The sequence below is a fragment of the Kribbella amoyensis genome (genome assembly GCF_007828865.1).
Taxonomy (GTDB): Bacteria; Actinomycetota; Actinomycetes; order Propionibacteriales; family Kribbellaceae; genus Kribbella; species Kribbella amoyensis.
The window spans coordinates 4,397,681-4,417,396 of the sequence record NZ_VIVK01000001.1 but is presented as its reverse complement, the minus strand read 5'-3'; the positions used below and the strand labels follow the sequence as shown (position 1 = coordinate 4,417,396).

At 70.6% G+C, this 19,716-nt stretch carries 16 protein-coding genes; 9 read left to right on the top strand and 7 right to left on the bottom strand.

Features of this window, described 5'->3' with window-relative positions; genetic code table 11:
- The first annotated feature begins 77 nt into the window (after positions 1-77).
- Both FB561_RS20900 and FB561_RS20895 read left to right on the top strand, forming a co-directional pair.
- Complete coding sequence (locus FB561_RS20900) at positions 78-1,613, top strand: MFS transporter (protein WP_238334946.1); 1,536 nt, start codon at positions 78-80, stop codon at positions 1,611-1,613.
- A 24-nt stretch (positions 1,614-1,637) separates the two neighbouring features.
- On the top strand, positions 1,638-2,051 hold the full coding sequence (locus tag FB561_RS20895) for a hypothetical protein (RefSeq protein ID WP_145809130.1): 414 nt from the start codon (positions 1,638-1,640) through the stop codon (positions 2,049-2,051).
- An 86-nt stretch (positions 2,052-2,137) separates the two neighbouring features.
- Here the strand turns inward: FB561_RS20895 and FB561_RS20890 are convergent, their stop codons facing one another.
- Positions 2,138-3,604 (bottom strand): lysyl oxidase family protein, encoded by a 1,467-nt coding sequence (locus tag FB561_RS20890; protein ID WP_238334945.1) that lies wholly within the window; start codon positions 3,602-3,604, stop codon positions 2,138-2,140.
- A gap of 276 nt (positions 3,605-3,880) precedes the next feature.
- Between FB561_RS20890 and FB561_RS20885 the strand changes: the two genes are divergently transcribed.
- Positions 3,881-6,088, top strand: coding sequence for a fibronectin type III domain-containing protein (locus FB561_RS20885; RefSeq protein WP_238334944.1), 2,208 nt, complete (start codon positions 3,881-3,883; stop codon positions 6,086-6,088).
- A 55-nt stretch (positions 6,089-6,143) separates the two neighbouring features.
- Entirely contained in the window at positions 6,144-6,866 is a 723-nt protein-coding gene (locus FB561_RS20880) for a DUF427 domain-containing protein (RefSeq protein WP_145809128.1), read from the top strand.
- A gap of 24 nt (positions 6,867-6,890) precedes the next feature.
- Here FB561_RS20880 and FB561_RS20875 read toward each other — a convergent pair whose 3' ends face one another.
- A complete protein-coding gene (locus FB561_RS20875) occupies positions 6,891-7,664 on the bottom strand; it encodes an SDR family NAD(P)-dependent oxidoreductase (RefSeq protein ID WP_145809126.1) in 774 nt (257 codons plus the stop codon).
- Positions 7,665-7,753: 89 nt separating this feature from the next.
- Between FB561_RS20875 and FB561_RS20870 the strand changes: the two genes are divergently transcribed.
- Together FB561_RS20870 and FB561_RS20865 are read left to right on the top strand one after the other, a co-directional pair.
- The gene (locus FB561_RS20870; protein ID WP_145809124.1) at positions 7,754-8,953 is read left to right on the top strand and encodes a mandelate racemase/muconate lactonizing enzyme family protein; all 1,200 of its coding nucleotides are present in this window, start codon (positions 7,754-7,756) and stop codon (positions 8,951-8,953) included.
- Between the two features lie 257 nt (positions 8,954-9,210).
- Positions 9,211-11,424, top strand: a complete 2,214-nt coding sequence (locus FB561_RS20865; RefSeq protein WP_170284730.1) for a bifunctional SulP family inorganic anion transporter/carbonic anhydrase — start codon at positions 9,211-9,213, stop codon at positions 11,422-11,424.
- A gap of 141 nt (positions 11,425-11,565) precedes the next feature.
- Here FB561_RS20865 and FB561_RS20860 read toward each other — a convergent pair whose 3' ends face one another.
- The 3 genes from FB561_RS20860 to FB561_RS20850 all read right to left on the bottom strand — a co-directional run bounded on the left by FB561_RS20860 (position 11,566) and on the right by FB561_RS20850 (position 15,377).
- The gene (locus FB561_RS20860; protein WP_145809120.1) at positions 11,566-12,507 is read right to left on the bottom strand and encodes a neutral zinc metallopeptidase; all 942 of its coding nucleotides are present in this window, start codon (positions 12,505-12,507) and stop codon (positions 11,566-11,568) included.
- A gap of 2 nt (positions 12,508-12,509) precedes the next feature.
- A complete protein-coding gene (locus FB561_RS20855) occupies positions 12,510-14,612 on the bottom strand; it encodes a S41 family peptidase (RefSeq protein WP_145809118.1) in 2,103 nt (700 codons plus the stop codon).
- 114 nt (positions 14,613-14,726) lie between these two features.
- On the bottom strand, positions 14,727-15,377 hold the full coding sequence (locus tag FB561_RS20850) for a dihydrofolate reductase family protein (RefSeq protein WP_145809116.1): 651 nt from the start codon (positions 15,375-15,377) through the stop codon (positions 14,727-14,729).
- 131 nt (positions 15,378-15,508) lie between these two features.
- On the opposite strand from FB561_RS20850, the gene FB561_RS20845 reads away from it, so the two are divergent.
- Both FB561_RS20845 and FB561_RS20840 read left to right on the top strand, forming a co-directional pair.
- Positions 15,509-16,216 (top strand): M50 family metallopeptidase, encoded by a 708-nt coding sequence (locus FB561_RS20845; RefSeq protein WP_145809114.1) that lies wholly within the window; start codon positions 15,509-15,511, stop codon positions 16,214-16,216.
- A gap of 14 nt (positions 16,217-16,230) precedes the next feature.
- Entirely contained in the window at positions 16,231-16,797 is a 567-nt protein-coding gene (locus tag FB561_RS20840; protein ID WP_145809113.1) for a hypothetical protein, read from the top strand.
- A 58-nt stretch (positions 16,798-16,855) separates the two neighbouring features.
- Here the strand turns inward: FB561_RS20840 and FB561_RS20835 are convergent, their stop codons facing one another.
- Complete coding sequence (locus tag FB561_RS20835; RefSeq protein WP_145809111.1) at positions 16,856-17,887, bottom strand: aldo/keto reductase; 1,032 nt, start codon at positions 17,885-17,887, stop codon at positions 16,856-16,858.
- Between the two features lie 127 nt (positions 17,888-18,014).
- On the opposite strand from FB561_RS20835, the gene FB561_RS20830 reads away from it, so the two are divergent.
- The gene (locus tag FB561_RS20830; protein WP_145809109.1) at positions 18,015-18,515 is read left to right on the top strand and encodes a mycothiol transferase; all 501 of its coding nucleotides are present in this window, start codon (positions 18,015-18,017) and stop codon (positions 18,513-18,515) included.
- Here FB561_RS20830 and FB561_RS20825 read toward each other — a convergent pair.
- Positions 18,508-19,713: a hypothetical protein gene (locus tag FB561_RS20825; RefSeq protein WP_238334942.1), complete on the bottom strand. Its 1,206-nt coding sequence runs from the start codon at positions 19,711-19,713 to the stop codon at positions 18,508-18,510. The genes FB561_RS20830 and FB561_RS20825 overlap by 8 nt on opposite strands.
- Positions 19,714-19,716 lie beyond the last annotated feature (3 nt).

Sequence of the window (19,716 nt, the reverse complement as noted above, 5' to 3'; positions counted from 1 at the left end):
TAATTCGCTGTAGGAATTCGGGCCCGAGCAGCGAGGATGGTACGGACCTCCCCTGCACGTCCACTTTCTAAGGGTTCATGTTGAGCACCCGGGCCACCGGCTCCGTCCAGTCCGTTCCCGATTTCCACACCCATAACCCTCCCCCGGCGACCCCGGACACCCTGCCCCCGGCCCAGCGCCGACCCGGCTTCCGGGACACCTTCAGTGCGTTGCAGGTCCGCAACTTCCGGCTGCTGGTCAGCGGCCTGCTGGTCAGCTCCACCGGCGGCTGGATCCAGCGCATCGCGCAGGACTGGCTGGTCCTCACCCTCACCGGCAGCGCCACCGCCGTCGGGATCACCACCGCGCTGCAGTTCCTGCCCACCCTGCTGCTCGGCCTGTACGGCGGTGTGATCGCCGACCGCTTCCCGAAGCGCAAGGTGCTGCTGGTCACCCAGACGACGATGGGCGCCGCCGCCGGTGTGCTCGCGGTGCTGGCCTTCAGCGGCCAGGTGCAGGTCTGGCAGGTCTACCTGATGGCGTTGTTCCTCGGTCTCGCGACGGCGGTCGACAACCCGACCCGGCAGTCGTTCGTCACCGAGATCGTCGGCAAGGACCGGGTCCGGAACGCGATCAGCATGGTGTCGTCGACGTTCCAGCTCGGCAGCCTGATCGGCCCGGCGCTGGGCGGCGCGCTGCTCGGCACCATCGGGACCGGCTGGGCGTTCGCGCTCAACGCGGTGACCTTCTTCGGCTCGATCTCGGCGCTGCTGATGATGCGGGAGTCCGAGATGCCCGGGCTGCAGGCGGCCCGCAAGGCGAGCGCCGGCATGCGGATCCGGGACGGCCTGCGCGACGGTCTGCGGTACGCGTTCCACGAGCCGGCTGTCCGGTGGGCGATCGCACTGGTCGGGATCTACGGCATGTTCACCATCAGCCTCCCGGTCACGCTGACCGCCTTCGCCGACCGCGTCTTCCACACCGGCGCGTCCGGGTACGGCGTCCTGAACTCGGTGGTCGCGGGTGGCGCGCTGGCCGGTGCGCTGCTGTCCGCCCGGCGGGTCCGCCCGACCCGGCTGCGGAACCTGGTCGGGATCGCCGCGCTGCTCGCGATCGCGCAGATGGTGGCCGCGATCCAGCCCTCGCTGTGGACCTTCATGCCGCTGCTGGCCCTGCAGGGCACCGCCACGCTGATGTTCCTCACCGCGGCGCAGTCGATGGTCCAGCTGACCACGCCGGACGGTCTGCGCGGCCGGGTCTCCGGGATCTACAACCTGGTCTTCATCGGCGGCGGCGCGATCGGCGGGCCGATGGTCGGCGCGCTCGCGCAGCACTTCGGCGCCCGCTCCAGCCTGTTCCTGGCCGGCCTGGTGCCCGGGATCGCGACGATCGCGATCGGGATCAAGCTGGCCCGGGCCGGCCGGTTTCGGGTCGTCCTGGTCCGGTCCACCCGGTCGCCGTGGCGGCAGCCGCCGGTCACCCTCGGCCTCGAGCAGACGCCGATCCGGGTCGCCGCGCCGGAGGCGCCGCTGGTCACGCCGTCCCGCCCGTTCGTCATCGGCCGCCGCCGGCACGCCCGGACCGACCCGCACACCCGGCCGGTACGGACCAGGCGCAAGCCGTTGCACCGCTGACCCGCGGTTGGGTACCACGGGGGTATGAACCGAGCAGAGCACGAGCGCCCCGACGGAGTGGACGACCTCACCGTGTCCGCCGTCGGGGCCCTGACCGAAGCGCTGGAGACGGCGGCCCGGGCGCGCGGCCACCTGTACTCGTTCCACCAGCTGACCGGGTCGGCCGACCTCAAGCTGGACCGGGCCGTCGAGCAACTGCGGAAGGCGGGCCACGACGCGCTCGCCGACCGGATCGAGACCGAGCTGATCGGGCGCAACGTGATCCCGGGCCGCTGGACGTTCCAGATCGTCGAGGAGTACGACGACGACTACTTCGCCCTGTTCACCGAGCTGGAACGGCAGGCCCGGGACCAGCTCACCGGCGGCCGGCGCCACCTGGCCGAGGCGGAGATGAAGCGCCGCCGGATCACCCCCGGCGAACCAGGGCACGAGTTCTGACCCGCGGCCCCTCGGACGGAGAGGGGACCGCGGGCCCGGACCGGTCCCCGGCGGGCGGGCCGGGGCCGGTGGTCAGGACGACGGCGTCACGGCCGGTCGACCACGCCGACCGGCGGAACGTCGACCGTGCGGTGATGCGGCGTCCCGCCGAGGACCACCTTGCGCAGCGCCACGTTGTTCGCCGTACTGGTCTCGTAGAGCCGCTTGTCCGGGTTCGCGACGACCTGGATGTAGTACGTGCCGTTGGGCAAGCCGGTCACGTCGAACGACTGGCCCGGCAACGACTGCACGTAGGTGTCACCCGATCCGACATCGAGGACCTCGCGGACCGACAGCGAACTGTGGTCGCCGCACGCGGTGTGCAGGTCGGTGTTGGACGGGTGCCAGTTCGCGTTCTCGACGGTGTAGTCGATCGAGTCGGTCGCGGCCAGGCAGAACGCCTCCTTCTGGCTCCGGACCGCCTCGCTCTGGTCCGCCTTCAGCAGGCTGTACCGGGCGAAGTCGGTGAAGTGCCAGTGGTTGTGGCCGTCCCGCGCGTCCCACTCCATCGTGCCGGTCTTCTGGTACCCGACCTGCCGGCCGTGGTCGTCGTAGAAGTACTGGAACGCGTCCATCAGGTCCTTGCCCTGCTGCCGGAACCCGTCCAGCACCAACGGCGACGGTCCCGCGTTCCACACGTTCGCGGAGAACTGCAGGAAGTCGCGGTTCGCCGCGGGCGTCCCCTTCTCGCCCGGGCCGACCGAGATCTCCCACGCCGGCAACGCCCGCAGGTCCGGCTTGGGCCCCTTCGGCACCCCGGCCGTCCCGGTCGGGCGGGCCGGATTCGGCCGCGGCTGAACGGCCGGGCGGTCCGTGTCGTCACCCATCAGGCTCTTCGGGCGAGCGGCCGTACGACACCCCTCCGTACTCGCGGCCCCGCAGCCCTCTCCGTCCTTGACGGTGAGGTTCAGCGAGACCGCCGAGTCGTACGCGCCGATCTTGAAGAAGTCCCGGTACGCCTTGCTGATCGTCACCCGGGCCTTGTACTTCCCGGCCGCCAGGTCCACCGGCTCGGCGTCGACGGCCGTCGTGTTCGCCGACCACCCGGCCTGCAGCCCCCAGACCGCGCCGAGCGTGAACGGGTTCGCCGTACAGTCGTCCGGGTACGGCGAGGTGTCCGGCGCGTCCGGCCGGGTCCGTGAACCCTCGCCGTTCAGGCAGACGGTCTGGTCCCGGTCCAGCACCTTCTTGCCCGCGGCATCGGTGATGGTGACGTGCAGGAACTTGCCGAGTCCACTGAAGTCGGTGACCGCTCCCGGTGGCAACGGCCGGTCCGCCCCGGTGACGACCTGGCGGGCGATCACCTGGTCGGCGTACGACGCGCGGCTCGCCCGCACCTCGACCGGTTTCGACCCGGCGACCAGGTGGGTGCCGAGATCGAGATCGACGCCGTACTCCGGCACTCGTTCCACCGTCACTTCGGTGCTTCCGGCCACCAGTTTCAGCGGCGACTCACCGGCCGCGCCGGCCATCGCCGTGGTCCCACCGGCGGCCAGCGCCGCGAGTGTGACCACGCCGGCGACACCGAGCGCCGTCCGCCTGTTTCCCTTGGACGCGTTGATGATGAACCCCTCCCGCCGCGGGCCTGGTCCGCCCCACACGGACCACCGAGCCCTCTCGCGAAGTACGACGCGGGCCGGCGCGGGCGGAGTTCGTCTCAGTTCGCGCGCGGTTCGATCACGGTGATCGCCGACCGGGATCACTCAGAGTTATCGCCGCTTGTTACTTGACCATGTAAATTAACCACCCCTAGGCTCAGCGGAACCCGCCCGACGAGTCGGAGGAGATCCATGTCAGTCCCCTCTGGTGCCGCCCCCGGCGCCGCCCATCGCCGAGTCCCCCGCCCCCACCGCCGCAGCCGCCGGACCGCGGTCGCCGCCGTCGCCGTGTCCGCCCTGGTGTCGGCGGCGCTCGCGATCGCCCCGGCCGACGCGAGCGTTCCGCGCAGCAACTCGGACCGCAGCCCCGTGACCGGGCAGCCCGGACCGAAGCCGGCGCTGGTGGAGCCGGACTCCGCGTTCCAGGGCCAGGCGCCGCTCGAAGCACCACTGGCCCAGCGCGCCGTGCCCGCGAAGTACCCGCAGCTCGCCGCCAAGCCGTACCTGGGCTGGAGCAGCTGGAGCCTGCAGTCCACGAACTACCCGGGCGTGAACCCCGACGGCCCGGGCAGCTTCATCAGCGAGAAGAACGTCCTGGCCCAGGCCCAGGTGATGGCCTCGAAGCTCAAGCCCTTCGGCTACGAGTACATCAACGTCGACGCCGGCTGGCAGAACGGCGGAGACGAGTACGGCCGGCCGGTCGCGAACACCGCCCGCTTCCCGCGCGGGATGAAGGCGATCGGTGACGACCTGCACAAGCTCGGCCTGAAGTTCGGGATCTACACCGTGGTCGGCCTCGGCTTCGACGTCTACCGCGACGGCAACACCCCGATCCACAACGCGCCCGGCTGCTTCACCCGGGACATCGTCTACCCGGACCTGCGGACCACGAACGGCTGGGACCAGGCGTACAAGATCAACTACGCCAGCCCGTGCGCACAGAAGTACGCGGACTCGATCGCGAAGTTGTTCGCCAGCTGGGGCGTCGACTTCATCAAGATGGACGGTGTCGGCCCCGGCTCCTGGAAGGGCGCGCCGGACGACCCGAACCACAACAACACCGCGGACGTCGAGGCCTGGTGGCGCGCGGTCCAGAACGCCGGCCGCCCGATGCTGTACACGCTGTCGTGGTCGCTCAGCCACCGGTACGCCGAGACCTGGAAGGCGAACTCGCATGGCTGGCGGATCGACACCGACGTGGAGTGCTACTGCGACACGATCGTGCGCTGGAACGGCTCGCTCGTCGGCCGCTGGTGGGACCTGCCGCAGTGGGTCGACGACGCGGGACCGGGGCACTGGAACAACCTCGACGCGATCAACGTCGGCAACGGCGAGATGGACGGCATCACCGAGATCGAGCGGCAGAGCTACATGACGTTCTGGGCGATGAACGCGGCACCGCTGTTCATCGGTGACGACCTGACCAAGCTGGACGCGTACGGAATGAAGTTGCTGACCAACCGCGAGGTGATCGCGATCAACCAGGCCGGCGTCCCGGCCCGCCCGCTCAACCAGGACCAGCTGCAACAGGTCTGGCACGCGAAGAACCCGGACGGATCCGTCACTGTCGGCCTGTTCAACCTGGCCGACTCCCCCGCGACGGTCACCGGCCGGTTCGACCAACTCGGCGTGACCGGCCAGGCGACGGTCCGCGACGTCTGGGCGGCGAAGAACACGGCGGGTGTGACCGGCCAGGTCAGCGCCGAACTCCCGGCGCACGGCTCGAAGCTGTACAAGATCACCCCGGCCAAGGTGGCGTCGCCCGGGAAGCCGGCCGACCTGACCGCGACCGACGCCGACAGCACCACGGTCTCCCTGGAGTGGCAGCCGAGTACCGGCGCCACGTCGTACGCCGTGTTCGCGAACGGCCGCCAGGTCGGGACCAGCTCGTCCACCACCGTCGTCGCGAAGGGCCTGCAGCCGCAGACGGAGTACACGTTCACGGTGAAGGCACTGCACAAGGGCAAGACGTCGGAGCCGAGTGCGCCGATCACGCTGCCCACGTCCAAGGCGGACGGCCCGGTCCGCTACGAGGCGGAGGCGCCGACCAGCACGCTGACCGGCAACGCTGGGATCTCCGACTGCTCGCTGTGCTCGGGTGGCAAGAAGATCGGCAACATCGGCGGTGACGCCTCGGTGACACTCAACGGCATCACCGTGCCGACCACCGGTACCTACCTGGTCCGGATCGCGTACACCGACGGCGACACCAGCCGGCAGAGCATGCTGACCGTGAACGGCCAGGACAGCTACTGGGTGAACTACCACGGCCTCGGCGACAACGACTGGGGAACTCCGCAGGTCACCTACCTGCCGATGAAGCTCCAGGCCGGGGAGAACTCGATCAAGGTGCACAACCCGACCGGGTACATCGCCGACATCGACTGGATCGCGGTCTGATCCGCTCGCGGGGCCGGCCTTCCCTGGGGCCGGTCCCGCGTTCTTTACTGGAGACATGACGTACCCCGACCCGATCGTCCCGCCCGGCCTGGTCGCTCCGGTTCCCCGGCGGATCCGCGCGACGCTGGCCGGCCGCTTCGTCCTGGACACCACGGATGCCCTGTACCTGTGGGAGTTCCCGCCCTATCCGCAGTACTACGTACCGGTGGCCGACGTGGCGGAGGGTGTGCTGACCGACACGGGAGAGACGCGGACGTTCGGCCATGGCATCGCGCGGGTGCACACCGCGGGATCCGGCCGGGCCTGGGTGTACGACGACGGCGTGGCGAAGGACCGGGTGCGGTTCCAGTGGGACGCGCTGGACCACTGGTTCGAGGAGGACGAGGAGGTCTTCGTCCACCCGCGCAACCCGTACGCACGATGCGACGCGATCCGGTCCGGCCGGCTGGTCCGGGTGTCGGTCGACGGCGACGTGCTGGCGGAGTCGCGGTCCACGGTGATCGTGTTCGAGACCGGGCTGCCGCCGCGGTACTACTTCCCGCGGACCGAGGTGAACTTCGACCGGCTCACCCCGAGCGACACCCGCACCGCCTGTCCGTACAAGGGCCGCACCTCCGCGTACTGGTCGCTGGGCGGCCGCGATCTCGCCTGGTCCTACGACTTCCCCACCTCGGCACTGCTCCCGGTCGCCGGCCTCGTTGCCTTCTTCAACGAACACGTGGACCTGGACCTCGACGGCACCCCGATCCCCCGCCCGATCACCCCGTTCTCGGACTGACCGCTGCCGGGCCTTGCGCGGTCATCAGATGGCCGAGGTGACGCCGCCGTCCATCACGATGACGGCGCCGGTGACGTAGCTGGCCAGTGGGGAGGCCAGGAAGACGGCGACGTTGGCGACCTCGGCCGGGTCTCCGGCGCGCCCGAGGGGGATCTCCGCGACCATCTCGGTGAGCAGCTCGTCCTTCGGCCGGCCGCTGGCGCGAACCGCCGCCTCAAGGCCTTCGTCGACGCGGTCGGTCAGCGTCATCCCGGGGTTGATCACGTTCACCCGGACCCCGCGACCCGCGTACGCCTTGGCGTAACCGACCGACGCGAGCATCAGTGCCGCGTTCGCCGCGCCGCCGCCGATGTGCAGCGGGTTCGCCTGCCGGCCGCCCTGGCCGACCACGTTCACGATCGCGCCGCTGCCGCGCTCTGCCATCCCGCGGATGATCGCCTCGGTCGCGTGCATGTAGGTGAAGTACTTCGCCTCCATCGCCGCGTGCAGCGCCTTGCTGTCCAGCTCGTCCACCGGCGTCCGGCGGGCCGCGCCCGCACAGTTGATCAGGATGTCGGGCACGCCGATCCGGGCGAAGACGGCGCCGGTCGCGTCGGCGTCGGTGAGGTCGACGGCCTCGACCTCGTACCCCAGCCCCTCCTCGGCGAGCTGCTGCTTCGCCTTCGCGAGATTGGCCGGGTCCCGGGAGATGCCGGTCACCTGGGCGCCTTCCCGGGCGAGTGCGGCGGCGCAGGCCAGCCCGATCCCTTTGCTCGCACCGGTGACGACCGCGGTCCGCCCTGACAACTGAAGATCCATCAGCTCTCTCCTGGTTGGTTGCCCCGATCGTAGTTTCCGCCGGCCGCGACCTTGGTACGGATGTCCAAAACGAGCGAGGGAGCACACGGATGCGGATCACCGCCGTCGAGACCATCAGGCCCGAACTCCAGCCGAACCTGCTGTTCGTCCAGTTGCACACCGACGACGGGCGGTGCGGACTGGGCGAGGCGTTCTTCGGCAGCCGCACGGTCGAGGCGTACCTGCACGAGTCCGTCGCCGGCGTCCTCTTCGGGATGAGCGACCCGACACCCGAGGCGGCGGCCCGTGCGCTCGCGTCGTACACCGGGTACGCGGGTGGTGGCGCCGAGACGCGGGGTAACGGGGCCATCGACCTGGCGCTGTGGGACCTGGTCGGCCAGGAGGCCGGGCTGCCGCTGGTCCGGTTGTTCGGCGGACCGGTGCACGAGTCGTTGCCGACCTACAACACCTGCGCCGGACCGGGGTACATCAGTACGAGCACCCAGCAACGCTCCGACAACTGGGGCGTACCGACCGGGCGGGCGCAACGGTACGACGACCTGGACGCGTTCCTGCACCGGCCCGCGGCGCTGGCCCGTGACCTGTGGGACGAGGGAATCCGCGGGATGAAGGTGTGGCCGTTCGACCAGGCGGCCGAGCGGACCGGGGGTACCGACCTCTCCCCGGCCGAACTCTCCCGCGGTCTCGCGGTGATCGAGGCGATCCGGACCGAGGTCGGCTTCGACATGGCGTTGATGGTCGAACTGCACGGACTGTGGAACCGGCGCGGCGCGACCACGATCCTGCAGGCGCTCACCGAGTACCGCCCGTACTGGGTGGAGGACCCGATCCGGCCCGACGCCGTGGACGCGCTCGCCGCCCTCTCCGCCGACACCGACGTCCCGATCGCGACCGGCGAGACCGTCGTCGGCCGGCGCGGGTTCCTGCCGTTGCTCCAGCGCGACGCCGTCGACGTGGTGACGATGGACGTGCAGTGGACCGGCGGACTCACCGAGGCCCGCAAGATCGCCGCCCTCGCCGACACATTCGGGGTCCCGGTCGCGCCGCACGACTGCACCGGACCGGCGACCCTGGCGGCCTGCGTCCACCTCACCCAGTCCGTGCCGAACGGCCTGATCCAGGAGACGGTCCGCGCCTTCCTGCGAACCTGGTACGCCGAACTGGTGGAAGGGTTGCCGGAGATCGTGGACGGCCGGGTCACCGCGACGCCGGTACCGGGGCACGGGGTCCGGCTGCGGGACGGGCTGGCCGAGAGCGACCAGGTGGAGCGGCGCGTCTCCACCCCCTGATCCGACGTACTGGGGGCTGACGGCAACCACAATGTTGCCGGCGGATGTCCTCCGATTGCGCACAGATGTCCGAGCCGTGGCCGGTACGGGCAGGAGGCAACGATTTCGCCACGGCGCCAGGGGATCCGCGCCTGCGGCAACGAATTCGGGCTCGTCGGGTCTTGAACGGATGGGTACCATGAGTAACCAGATCGACACTCTTTGTTTCGACGTTCCGATGCTCTGTTGCACCGACGCCGGAGGGACCCGTGCCGACCATGGCCACTTCTCATTCCCCACCCACTTCTACGCCTGCGCCCGATCGCAGGACCTGGCACTCCGTTCTCCGCCATGACTTACCGGCCTCGCTGGTGGTCTTCCTGATCGCGATCCCGCTCTCCCTGGGGATCGCCGCAGCTTCCGGAGCCCCGCTCATCGCGGGGCTCGTCGCCGCCGTCGTCGGCGGTGTCGTCGCCGGCGCACTCGGCGGCTCCCCCTTGCAGGTCAGCGGTCCCGCCGCCGGCCTCACCGTTGTCGTCGCCGGGCTGGTCAGCCAGTTCGGCTGGGCCGCGACCGCCGCGATCACCTGCGCGGCCGGCCTCCTGCAGATCCTGCTGGGCGTGACCCGCATCGGCCGGCTCGCCCTCTCCCTGTCCCCCGCGGTCGTGCACGGCATGCTCGCGGGGATCGGCGTCACCATCGCCGTCCAGCAGTTGCACGTCGTGCTCGGCGGTCAGGCCCAGAGCTCGCTGATCGCCAACCTGGCCGGGCTTCCCGGCCAATTGGTGGCCCACCATCCGGCCTCCGTCGTGGTCGGTGTGCTGACCGTGGTGATGCTGCTGATCTGGCCGCGACTGCCCAAGGTGAAGGTGATTCCGGCTCCCTTGGTCGCCGTCGTCGCCGTCACCGTGCTGGCCGCGAGCCTGCGGCTCGACGTGATCCGGGTCAGCCTGCCGGACAACCCGTTGCAGGAGCTCGTCGTGCCCGCGATGCCGACCGGCGGGCCGCTCGCGATCGGGACCGCGGTACTCACCGTCGCCCTCGTCGCCAGCGTCGAGTCGCTGTTGTCGGCCGTTGCCGTCGACAAGCTTCATCGCGGCAAGCGGAGCAACCTGGACCGCGAACTGATCGGACAGGGTGCCGCCAACGCGGTGTCCGGCGCTCTCGGTGGGATGCCGGTCACCGGAGTCATCGTGCGCAGTTCGACCAACGTCGCCGCGGGGGCGCGCAGCCGCGCGTCGGCGATCATGCACGGCATCTGGATCGCCGTGTTCGTCCTGGCCGCAGGGGCGTTGCTGGAGCTCATCCCGATGGCCGCACTGGCCGGCGTCCTGCTCGTCACCGGGCTGCGACTCGTCCAGCTCGCCCACATCCGGACGCTCAGACGCCACGACGAGTTGCTCGTGTACGTCGTGACCGCGGCCGGCGTGGCTGTCCTCGGTCTGGCCGAAGGCGTCCTCGCGGGACTCCTCCTCGCGCTGGGGCGCGTCCTCTACCGGCTCGCCCGGGCGACCGTCACCGCGACCGAGGAGGACGGCGTCTGGATCGTGAGGATTCGCGGCACCCTGGTCTTCCTGGGCGTCGCTTCCTTGGTACGCACACTGCGGACGATCCCGGTGGGCGCCACGGTCCGGGTCAAGCTCCAGGTCGATCACCTGGATCACGCCGCGTACGAGGCGATCGAGGACTGGCAGCGCGGACACGTCGCGCGTGGCGGGACGGTCGAACTCAACCGGTCCGCGTTCCGGGCGGCCCTGCACGGCGGTACGACCGGGCCCCGCTGGTTGACCAGGTGGCAACACGACCAGGTGGTGCCCGCGCCGGACCAGCGGGTGTCGACGCTGGACGGCATCCGTGAGTTCGAGGACTCGGCCGACCTGATCCGGCCGATGCTGGCCCAGCTCGCGGCCGACGGGCAGAAGCCGGCGCAGTTGTTCATCACCTGTGCCGACTCGCGGATCGTGCCGAACATGATCACCACCACCGGCCCCGGCGAGCAGTTCTGCGTCCGCAACGTGGGCAACCTGGTCCCGCCGTACGGGTCGAACAGCAACTCGGTCGACGCCGCCGTCGAGTACGCGGTCACCGTGCTCGGGGTCTCGTCGATCGTGGTCTGCGGGCACTCGCACTGCGGTGCCGCGGGCGCCGCGCTCGACGGCCCGCCCGACGACGGCTCCGGTCTGCGGACCTGGCTCCGGCATCTCGAACCGTCGGTCCGCCGGGCCGTCGCGCTGCCGGACATCGTCGACCCGGCGACCGGGGTACGGCTCTCCCCCGCCGACAAGCTGTCGGTCGCGAACGTCGCCGTCCAGCTGGAGAACCTGCGCAGTTTCGCCAGTGTGCGCAAGGCGGAGGACGAAGGGCGACTCGAGCTCGTCGGCCTCTGGTTCGACATCGGCGCCGCCGCGGCCCGGCTGGTCCTCGACCGCCGGCCGTATCTGGTCCGCGCCGACGAGGAGCTGGCCGCCACCGCGGCCCCGGCCGACCTCTGATCCACCCCCTTTCCCGCGGGACCGGCGTCACCCTCGCCGGCCCCGGGACCACCCTTGACCCGGCGGGCGCGCGTCCCGGCGCGCCCGCCGGCTTCAGCTACCCGCACCTGGCCGGCTTCAACTCACCCGCGCCCGCCGGCTTCAGCTCACCTCGGCCGACGAGGCCGTGAAGGTGTTGCAGCGGGCCGGGCTCGCGCTGTCGAGACCGGCCAGGGACCAGCGGTTGTGGTTCGCCTTGTTGCCGTGGTCGCGTCGGCCGCTGCCGTCGTCGCCGGTGTTGCGGACCGTCCAGCGCCAGTTCTCCAGCCGGCTGGTCCCGGCCCGGAACCAGGTCCGGTTCGCGCCGAAGAACACCCCGCTCAGACAGGACGCCTGCAGCTCCATCCGGCGCAGTTCCTCGTGGTACGGATCGATGCTGGACAGGATGCTGAGCCGCTCGCCGAGATGGGCGAGGATCCCGGTCAGCGTCTGCACGTGATGCCCGTACTCGTGCGCGATCAGGAACGCCATCGACGCCAGCGTCCAGCTCGGGTCCGAGTCACGGTAGTTCCGCAGATCGCGCGAGGCGTCGATGTAGATCGTGCCGTTGGCGCAGTAGAAGGCGTAACTCTCGGCCACGTTGCACGGTGCCGCCTTGGCCCGGCCGACACTGACCACGAGCTTGGGCGGCCGGAAGGTGTACCCGGCGCGCTGGACGACGGGCGCCCAGGTCCGGTCGAGACAGGCGAGCGCCGCGGTGTAGAAGGCGCGGACCTGGGCCAGCGACGTCGGCCGCGCGGCCGGCTCACGGCAGGTCCCCGACGGCAACCGCCCCACCTGGTAGAGCGGGTTCGCCGTCAACGCGGCCGGCTCGGGACGCTTGGTGGGCGACGCCTTCGCGGCTCCCCCCTGCGAGGACGGCATGGTCGGCGGCGTGCTCGTCGGTACGGCGGTCGCCGGGCCCGCGGACCCTGGACCGGCGGACTCGCCGGCCGACGTACAGCCCGTGCCGACGGCAACAATCGCGAGGAAGGTGGCGAGCGGTCCCCGTCGCCCGAGGAGATGACCGAGCCGACGGGGACCGCTCGCGAGCTCGAACCCCAACCTCAGACCCGTACCCGGCGCGACGCGACCAGGTCGTCGGTGGCGTACCCGTCGGCGCGCAACAGCTGCCCCGCGGTCACGTCCAGGATGTCGATACCGAGTGGCGCGGCGGTCAGGTCCTCGGAGCTGATCGGCCGGTCGTCCAGGTAGAGGTCGACCCGGTTGATCCCGGTCACGCTCAGCCCGACCGTCAGCGTCGTCCCGGCCAGCGAGGTGGTCACGTCGAGCCGGCGCGCGGGCATCGTCGCGAGCAACGCCCCGGCCGCCTCGAGCAGGTCCACGTTGCCGGACAGCAGGTCCGCACGGGTCATCTGGTGGGTCACGTCCGGCCGGACCCCGAGATCCTCGACCGGCGTCCCGGACAGCTCGCCGACCCGCAGGGTCCGGCGGATCGCGACCCGCAGGTTCGCACCGTTCGGCAACGCGACATACGGCGAGGTCGGGTCGGGTGGCGGTGGTTCGTTCAGCAGGGTCGCGAGCAGGCCGTGGGTCCAGACGTTCGCGCCGCCGGCTCCGGTGTTGTCGTCGACGCCGAGGATCATCCCGATCCGGTGGTCGGCGAACCCGGCCGCGAAGATGTCGGTCGCCGAGTAGCAGCGCGCATCGGTGACCAGCACGACCGGCCCGTGGTACGTCTGGCCGATGTCGTTCGCGCCGGCCTCCGGGGTGATCGGCTTCGCCGCGGAGAACCCGGCCCCGGTCTCGGTGGCCAGGTCGAGCGAGTCGAACCAGGGCCCGAGGTCGATCCCGGACGGGTTGTCCTTGTGCCGCCGGCAGATCCGCAGGTTCAACGGCGAGCTGATGAACTGCACCGGCTCGGGCGCGATCCGGCGCGGCGTCATCGTCTGCAGGGTGAACTCGCTGGCGTGGATGTGGCCGCCGCCGTTGTCCCGGACGTCGACGATCAGCCCCTGCTGCGGAAGGGCCGCGATCAGCCGGACGAACTCGTCCCGGAACGCGACCGGGTCGGTCACGCTGAAGGTGAAGATCCGCACGTGCCCGTAGGTCCCGGCCGAGGTGGTGACCGCGCGGGCCCGGAAGACGCCCGGCATCGTGGTCGGCAGATCGGCCCCACCGACGGCGACCGGATCGTCCAGAGCTGCCGAACTCCGGCCGCCTTCGAGCTCGACCACCTCGCGGACGTACAGCGCCTTCTTGGCCCGCGCCTTCTCGTCCGAGTCGAGGTCGAGCCCCATCGACGCCGACGCCTCGGACAGCGCGTCCAGGTCGGTCATCGGCGGCAGGTTCGTGGTCACCATCCACTGCTCGCGCAACTCCTGCTCCGACCCGTCCAGGCCGAGGTAGGACAGCGTCACCCAGTCCTCGTCCGGCGGGGCCTGGATCACCAACGGACGCAGGGTCAGCGACTCGAGTCCGCGGGCCAGGTTCGCCGCGTCGTTGCTGCCGGCGAAGGCCGCACCGTTGAGCGCGACGGCCCGCGCGATCGGCGTACCGTTCCAGTGCGTCACCTCGGCGCCCGGCCCGAACTGCGGCGCGGTGTACCCCGCGACCGTGCGGCTGACCAAGTAGTGGTCACCGGTGGCGTCGTGGCACTTCTCGATCATGAACGGCAGGAACGCGATCTTGCCGGCGAACGGCGCGGGCAGCAGGTAGTTGGTGTGCAGGTCGCGGACCGAATGGAAGATGCTCGACATCTGCCGGTGGAAGATCCACTCGGCCTCCATCGTCTCGGCGGTCTGCCGTTCCATCCTCGCGCGCATCACCCGCAGCCGCTGCAGCGGATTGACGGCGTGGATCGCGGCCTTCAACGGCAGGTGCACGTAGTTCTGTTCGAGCAGCAGCAAGGCCTGGTCGACGAGCAGCTTGCGCTGGCCGATCGTCAGGGTGCCGGCCGACGCGAGGAACTGCGGCAACGGGGTCGCCGCGGCGGCCTCCGCGGCGACCGCCTGCCGGGTCTCCGCGGTTCTGGTCCGGGCCGCTCTGGTGGTGGCCGGTTGGCGGGCCGTGGATCCCTTGCGGGCAACGGTTTTCGGCTGATCCTTCGACTTGGACCCGCGCTTGGCCGAACTGCTCTTGGCTGTCCTGCTCTCGGCTTTGGAGTCGGCTGCGGCCGACTTGCTGACGGTCCTGCGTGGCTGTGCCATGACATCCCCCAACGGGCGGCCTCACCCCTGAGCCGCGACCCCTCCACGGTCCGCCGCCGCCTGCCGGATGTCAACGACAGACGGCGGTGGATCCAGACCCCTCGGTAAGCCGTTCTAGACCACTGTTTCCTTGCCGTCCACGACGGCGAACTCGCCGGCGCCGGTGGTCCCGAATCCGGTCTGCCGCAGGGTCAGCGAGACGACGCCCGCACCACCGGGGAGTACCTCGCCCTCGGTGATCTTGTACGAGGCCGGGAGGCCGTGGCCGAACAGGCGCTTGCCGTCGCCGACGACGACCGGGAACTGGATCAGCCGGTACACGTCGACCAGGCCGGCGTCGTGCAGGGTCCGGGCGAGCTGCCAGCTGCCGTGGACCTGGAGTTCGCGGCCCGGCTGCTCCTTGAGCTTGCGGATCTCCTCGACCACGTTCGCCCGAATCACGGTGGTGTCGCCCCAGGCGGCGTCCTCGTCGGACAACGTGGTGCTGACGACGTACTTCTTCCCGGCGTTGAGCGCGGTGGCAACGGTGTTGTCCGGGTCGGTGACCTGGGGCCAGTAGGCACGCATCATGTCGAAGGTGCTGCGGCCCAGCAGAACGGCGTCGGCCTGCTTGAACCAGCCGTCGACCGAGTCCAGTTGGCCTTCTCCACTGTGCGGAACCAGCCAGCCGCCACGGTCGAAGCCGTTGCTGGCGTCCTCGCCGGGGCCGCCCGGGCCCTGCATGACACCGTCGAGGCTGACGAAGACGTTGACGCTGAGTTCCATGATTCTCTCCTTGGTAAGTGCGCTTCTTGCCCCTGCGTCGAAGGCTCCGGGCGGGGATCGACATCTCGGTCAGAAGTTTTCTCGGGGTGCGGCGCTCGGGTTGTCGACCACCGGCCTGCAAGGATGTCGAGGTGAACGACGTCTGGGACAGCATCACCAGCACGCAGCCCGCCCCGTCGCTGCGAGTGCTGATCGGGACCGGGGTCGTCGCGCTGCTGCTGATCGCCTGGCGCCCGATCTGGCGCTACACCCGGCAGGTGGTGACGATCGCGCACGAGGGCGCGCACGGTCTGGTCGCCGCGCTGGCCGGGCGCAAGCTCGCCGGGATCCGGCTGCACTCAGACACCTCCGGCGTCACCGTGTCCCGCGGCAAACCGACCGGCGCCGGGATGATCGCGGTACTGCTCGCGGGGTACCCGGGTCCCGCCCTGTTCGGACTCGCGGCCGCGTTCGTCCTCGGCCAGGGGTACGCCGTCGCGTTGCTGTGGGGACTCCTGCTCGCGTTGGTGGTCCTGCTGCTGCAGATCCGGAACCTGTTCGGGCTGTGGTCCGTGGTGGTGTTCGGCGCCGTGGTATTCGCGGTGTCGTGGTGGGGGTCGGCCGACGTGCAGTCCGCGTTCGCGTACCTGCTCACCTGGTTCCTGCTGCTGGCGGCACCACGGGCGGTGATCGAGTTGCAACACTCCCGGCGCGGAGGAGGCGGCCGCAGCTCCGACGCGGACCAGCTCCGCCGTCTCACCGGTGTCCCGGCGCTGGTCTGGGTCGCCTTCTTCGGGCTCATCACCCTGGTCTGCCTCGGCCTCGGCGTTCTCTGGTCCGGCGTCCTTCCCAGTCAGTGATTTAGTCTCAAGGCGTGGGGAGAGGGCCGTGGACCTTCGATCCGGTGCTGGTGGGGAACCGCGAGACGGATGCCTGGGTCGCCTATTACCGACGTGACTGGATCAGGTTCCTGGTCGCGTCGGTCGGGCTCGTCGCGGCCGGGTTCGGGATGGGACCGCTGCGAACGCTCCAGGGGGCCTGGTACGTGCTGCGCGCCAACCAGGCGTGGTCGCCGTACCCGGACAACCAGCCCGACGTCGCGCGGGCGTACATGCGCCGCTTCTACACGCTGATCGGGATCCCGCCGGACGCGGCCGAGGCGGCGCGGCGGGAGGTGGAGTGGTGGCGGGTCCACCGCGAACACCAGCACGACCCGACCGTCAGCGAAGGACAGCTCATCGACGCGCTGGTCAGTCTGTACTCGTACGTGTACGCGGTGGACAAGGTCGACATCCGGCCCGCCGCCCTGCACCGGGTCGAGGCGATGACCCTGTCCGACCAGTGGGTCGCCGGCGGCTGTCGCGCCGACGACCCGACCCTGATCAAGGAGCGGCAGGCACTCGTCGCCTCGTACTCCGCGCTCCACCAGGCCGTCGCCTGACATTCCTTGTCAGCACCCTTGGTCGGCGCGGCCGGCCGGCGCCGATGAGGCGGTGTGGTCAGCCGCGGCCGCCGGTGACCGGGCGGTCCCGCTGGGCGACGCCCGGGCCGCCGTACGGGTAGTCGGCCGCACCCGGGTCGCTGGCGGCGTCCAGGTGGGTGCGCTCGTCGTCGGTGAGATGCAGGTCGGCGGCGGCCAGGTTGTCGTTCAGCTGGTCGAGAGTGCGCGCACCAAGGATCACGGACGTCACGGCCGGCCGGTCGACGAGCCAGGCGAGCGCGACCTGCGCCATCGAGATCCCGCGCTCCGCCGCGATCTTCCGGACCGTCTCGACGACCGCCCGGACCCGCTCGTTCTTGTTCCGCCGCGCCCACGCCTCGACGCCACGCTCCGGGTTCTCCCCCAACCGCGTGGCGCCCGTCGGCGCCTCGTCGAACGAGTACTTCCCGGTGAGCCACCCACCGCCGAGCGGCGACCACGGCAACAGCCCGAGCCCGTTGTCCTGCGCGGCCGGCACGATCTCCCACTCGATCTCGCGCACCAGCAGGTTGTACTGCGGCTGCAGCGTGACCAACGGCGACCAGCCGTACTTCTCGATCAGCCCGCACGCCTTCTGCAGTTGCCAGCCGGTGAAGTTCGACAGACCGCCGTACGCGATCTTGCCGTCGCGGACCGCGTCCTCCAGGAAGCTGAGCGTCTCCTGCAACGGCGTCACCGGGTCCCACGCGTGCAACTGGTACAGGTCGACGTGATCGACCCCGAGCCGCTGCAACGAGGCGTCGAGCGCCCGCCGCAGGTGCCGCCGGGAGGTACCGACGTCGTTCGCGCCGTCGCCGGTCGGGAAGCGGCCCTTCGTCGCCAGGACCACGCCGTCCCGCGCCGAGCTCTTCGCCAGCCAGCGGCCGACGATCTCCTCGGACACGCCCGCCGAGTACACGTCAGCGGTGTCGATCAGGGTGCCGCCGGCCTCCACGTACCGGTCGAGCTGAGCGTGCGAGCCGTCCTCGTCCGTCTCGTGCCCGAACGTCATGGTGCCCAGCGCATAGGTCGACACGACGGCGCCGCTCGTGCCCAGGGTGCGGTATTCCACAGGGAACTCCTTCGAGGGGGTGGGGGTGTGTCAACCCTAGCGCCGGGGAACACGGTTCCCGGGATCGGCGGAACTGTCCGGGGTCCGGACTACTGTGGCGGAACGTCCAGCTGACGAAGGGGAAGCGATGAACACCAGCGAAGTGCTGGCCGACGCGTTCGGCCGGATCCAGGAGGTCGTGCACGAGGTCGCCGACGGGCTCGCCGACGACCTGGTGGGCACCCGGCCGGACGACCGGGGCAACTCGATCGGCTGGTTGCTCTGGCACCTGACCCGGATCCAGGACGACCACCTCGCCGACGCCGGAGGGTACGAGCAGGTGATCACGGCCGACGGCTGGCACGAGCGACTCGGGCTGCCGTTCGACGCGGCCGACACCGGGTACGGCCACACCGCCGACCAGGTCGCCGCGGTCACCACCCCGATCGCCGTGCTCGTCGGGTACTACGACGCCGTGCACGCACGCACCCTGGAGTACCTGAAGGGCCTGACCGACCAGGATCTCGACCGGGTCGTCGACACCCGGTGGAATCCGCCGGTCACGTTGGGGGTGCGGCTGATCAGCGTGATCTCCGACGACCTGCAGCACGCGGGTCAGGCGGCGTACGTCAAGGGACTGATCAGCTGAGCTCGGTCTTCCAGAGCGCGAGTTGCCCGTCGGCGGGACCGGCGACCAGGTAGAGCGTCCGGCCGACCAGCCGGGCGTCCTTCACGATGCCCTCGGGTCCGGCCGCGCCGTTCGCCCCGGTCGAGTCGTGGACGGTCCAGGTGCCGTCCCCGGACCGGACCAGCTTGACCTGGTTGCCTTGGGCAATGAGCTGGACGGTCTGGCCGGCGTCGTCGATCGGCGGCGGCAGCTTGTCCTTGTCGCCGACGGTCAAATCGGGGACCCCGGCGAGCCGCTTGGCCCCGGCGTCACCTGACTTGTCCGGCTCGAGCTGCCAGAGCGCCAGCTTGCCGTCGACGTACCCGGCGATCGTGCAGAGCGAGGTGGAGCAGCTCATGCTCACTCCCTGGCTCCGGTTCCCTGGCTCCGGAAGAGCGACGCGACTCCACCCCTGGTTCAGATCCGCCGATCGCCAGACCGCGGCCTCCTGCTGGACGACGTTCGGCGCGATCCGGACCTGCGACCCCGTCTGCACGATCGACGGCCCCGCCGAGGTCCCGTAGCTCGGCCCGACCAGCAACGACGGCGTACTGCGGAGCGCGGTACCGGCCGAGTCCTGCCGGACCCACTTGGCCGGCCCCTCGGGCAACCACACGGCGCCGTCCAGGCCGGAGGTGGAACTCCCCCACGATCCCAGCAACGCCTGACCGGTCGACGCGATCACCGCGGAGAACAAGGCGCCCGCGGTCTGGCCGCCGAACGTGTTGAACTCCTGCGGGTACTCGGTCAGCTTGCTCGTCGTCCCGGTCCAGACGGTCCACCGGGTGTTGGAATGCGCGCCACCCGCGGCCCCACCGAGCGCGACCAGCCGGCGCCCGTCGTACGCGATCGACTGCCAGATCGCCTCGAACGCGTACGGGCTCTTCGGCGCGACCGCGATCTCCTGCTGGCGTTCGCCGTCGAACAGGACGAGCCGCGGCGCCACCTTCGCGTCGCGGTCCCGTAGTCCGACGAGGAGCTGGGCACCGTTCCCGGACAGGACGACGGGCTCGGCGGGCAGGTCGACCTTGGTCCACGCGACCGGCTCCGGCGCGGCCGCCTCGTCGTCCGAGCACGCGGCCAGCGAAGCCGCGACCAGGAGGAGCGCGGACCACGTCGCGCGACGTCGTCCGGCCGATCCGGTCCGGCGGGCTGCGGCGTACCCCAGAACGCTGCGCATCCC

Bases quoted from the DNA above. Each gene is read 5' to 3' on its own strand.
- FB561_RS20825 (WP_238334942.1), bottom strand. From the start codon at position 19,713: ATGCGCAGCGTTCTGGGGTACGCCGCAGCCCGCCGGACCGGATCGGCC.
- FB561_RS20855 (WP_145809118.1), bottom strand. From the start codon at position 14,612: ATGGCACAGCCACGCAGGACCGTCAGCAAGTCGGCCGCAGCCGACTCC.
- FB561_RS20875 (WP_145809126.1), bottom strand. From the start codon at position 7,664: ATGGATCTTCAGTTGTCAGGGCGGACCGCGGTCGTCACCGGTGCGAGC.
- FB561_RS20895 (WP_145809130.1), top strand. From the start codon at position 1,638: ATGAACCGAGCAGAGCACGAGCGCCCCGACGGAGTGGACGACCTCACC.
- FB561_RS20870 (WP_145809124.1), top strand. From the start codon at position 7,754: ATGCGGATCACCGCCGTCGAGACCATCAGGCCCGAACTCCAGCCGAAC.
- FB561_RS20900 (WP_238334946.1), top strand. From the start codon at position 78: ATGTTGAGCACCCGGGCCACCGGCTCCGTCCAGTCCGTTCCCGATTTC.
- FB561_RS20885 (WP_238334944.1), top strand. From the start codon at position 3,881: ATGTCAGTCCCCTCTGGTGCCGCCCCCGGCGCCGCCCATCGCCGAGTC.
- FB561_RS20830 (WP_145809109.1), top strand. From the start codon at position 18,015: ATGAACACCAGCGAAGTGCTGGCCGACGCGTTCGGCCGGATCCAGGAG.
- FB561_RS20850 (WP_145809116.1), bottom strand. From the start codon at position 15,377: ATGGAACTCAGCGTCAACGTCTTCGTCAGCCTCGACGGTGTCATGCAG.
- FB561_RS20880 (WP_145809128.1), top strand. From the start codon at position 6,144: ATGACGTACCCCGACCCGATCGTCCCGCCCGGCCTGGTCGCTCCGGTT.
- FB561_RS20865 (WP_170284730.1), top strand. From the start codon at position 9,211: ATGGCCACTTCTCATTCCCCACCCACTTCTACGCCTGCGCCCGATCGC.